This is a genomic window from Pelatocladus sp. (assembly GCF_059505505.1).
In genome coordinates, this window is the sequence record NZ_JCACKS010000195.1 from 1 (window position 1) to 2335 (window position 2335).

Annotated in this window: 1 protein-coding gene and 2 pseudogenes; 2 read left to right on the forward strand and 1 reads right to left on the reverse strand. The window is 39.0% G+C overall.

What is annotated here, in order from left to right; translation table 11 throughout:
• Window positions 1-317: 317 nt before the first annotated feature.
• Both AC5JMK_RS15010 and AC5JMK_RS15015 read left to right on the forward strand, forming a co-directional pair.
• Window positions 318-770 (forward strand): annotated as a pseudogene (locus tag AC5JMK_RS15010) (DUF4158 domain-containing protein); the annotation flags it as partial.
• Window positions 771-1127: 357 nt separating this feature from the next.
• A pseudogene (locus tag AC5JMK_RS15015) lies at window positions 1128-1631 on the forward strand (Tn3 family transposase); the annotation flags it as partial.
• Here AC5JMK_RS15015 and AC5JMK_RS15020 read toward each other — a convergent pair.
• The gene (locus AC5JMK_RS15020; RefSeq protein ID WP_495910458.1) at window positions 1565-2113 is read right to left on the reverse strand and encodes a tyrosine-type recombinase/integrase; all 549 of its coding nucleotides are present in this window, start codon (window positions 2111-2113) and stop codon (window positions 1565-1567) included. The pseudogene AC5JMK_RS15015 and the gene AC5JMK_RS15020 overlap by 67 nt on opposite strands.
• Window positions 2114-2335 lie beyond the last annotated feature (222 nt).

The window sequence follows — 2335 nt, forward strand, 5'->3', positions numbered from 1 at the left end:
GCGATGCTTGGTATTCCAGTCGTGAAAATCTGAAGTTCTTGAGAGACAAGGAATTGGCGAAAATAGAAGGTTCGTGTCATCAGGTGCAGCCTGTGGCTAGAACACTTGATATATATGGATTCTAGCCTCTGAATAACTTTTCTCTCTTACCTCCCTTTTTGCCCCTAACTCATAATTTTTCTAAATATATATTTTTTTAAGCGTTTGACAAATAGCTTAAAGTCTGTATGGTTGATTAATTTCTTATAGTGCAACAATCTTTTCTCATACACTCGCTTGAGAAATACTCAGGCTTTCAAATGATGGGAAGAAGATGAATGGTCAAGTCAAATTGGGATACAGAAGAACTAATTGAAAATTGGACACTTCTGCCAACGGAATTAGAATTAGTCAGAAACAAAGTCGGCGGTAATCAGATTGGATTTGCTCTATTATTAAAACATTTTCAGATTTTTACCTGTTTTCCTGACGAAAAATCGTCTATTCCCCAAATTATTATCTCTTACATAGCAAATCAACTTAAAATTCCTGAAAGCTCATACTCAGATTATGATTGGCAAGGACGAACCGCAAAAGTTTATCGTGTTGAAATTCGTCGTTTATTTAATTTTAGAGTAGCTACCGTCCAAGATTCAGTAGAAATGAGCGACTGGCTAATTAAAGAAGTATTACCTCACGAACAAAAGTTTGAATCACTCGTTGAAAGTGTCTATCAAAGATGGAGAGAATTGCAAATCGAACCGCCCACATCAGGTAGGATTGAGCGTTTGATTCGTAGTGCTATCAGTCAGTATGAAAGTGAATTCTGCTATCATACACTTTCTGTGTTATCAAAAGAAAACCTGGCTGAAATTGATATTCTCTTAACCACAGAACATTCTCTGAATGCAGAAGAAAAACAAGATTCTCTGAAGCTAAAAACTTCCGATTTTGCCTTTCTCAAAACAGATCCGGGGCCTGTTGGCTTAGAAAGTTTCCTAACTGAAATCGAAAAACTCAAACGGATTCGCGGTATTGGTTTACCCCTTGACTTATTTAAAGGAATATCACCCAAACTAATTAAAACCTACCGTCATCGGGCGGCTACAGAAACTCCTTATCTTTTACGACAACATCCCCCGGCGATTCGCTTACCTCATATTTGGGGAGAAGGAACTACTACTTGCGCCAGTGATAGCAAACATTTTGGCGCATGGGATCAGAATCTTCTAACCCAGTATCATCTCCGTTATGGGGGTCGAGGAGTCATGATTTATTGGCACGTCGAGAAGAAATCTACCTGTATTTATTCCCAACTCAAAACTTGTTCTAGTAGTGAGGTGGCAGCGATGATTGAAGGGGTTTTACGCCACTGTACTAATATGAATGTGCAGAAAAATTATGTTGATAGTCATGGTCAAAGTGAAGTGGCGTTTGCCTTTACTCACTTATTAGGATTTCAGTTAATGCCCAGATTGAAACGGATTAAGGTACAAAAGTTATATCGTCCTTACGTTGGGCAAAGTGATGCTTACCCTAATCTACAACCGATTCTGACTCGCCCAATCAACTGGGATTTGATTCGTCAACAGTATGACCAGATGGTGAAGTTTACTACTGCTTTAAAGTTGGGAACGGCTGAAACACAAGCATGACGTAGTTGATGAGGATGAACTGTCCAAGCGATTTTAGCAATTTCTCCAGCTCTGGCTATGATATGACGGATTGAACGGGTTGATAAAGGTGCTTTGCGTTCAGATACGAAAACATAACTCGAATCGGGGTAATCTCTTTGAATTTGGCGCAAAGCTCTCAATTCGGGAGAACGCAGAGGATGAATGCTGTCATGACCATTTTTGACACGATGTATTTCTATATAACCTCCTACTAAATCTATCTGCGACCATTTCAAAGCAACTAATTCGGCAGTTCTTAGTCCGTGACGAAACATCAATAAAATGATTGCTCCATCTCTAACACCATGACGACCTACTTTTTGAGCAGCACCAATCATGGCGTTGACTTCTGATGGCCGCAGATATTCTCTTTCCCTGATAGATGATTTTTTGGACGGGGGAGTATTTTGAGAAAATATCTTTGCCGAAAATGGATGTTGGATAGTGATAGATAGCATGGGTCAAGTCCTCATGCTGAGGTCTATATTTTCATTGTACTTTGCCTAGAAGGAGACAAACTAGGCAAAGTTATTATTTGTATTTCTTATCAATTTACCCTAAAAAATTGGTCATTTTTACAAAACTTTACAAGGCTGCACCTGGTGACACGAACCTTCTATTTACGCCAATACCCAGTTTTTGTATAATCTGGCAGGTAATACCCAAATCACTAAAAAAGT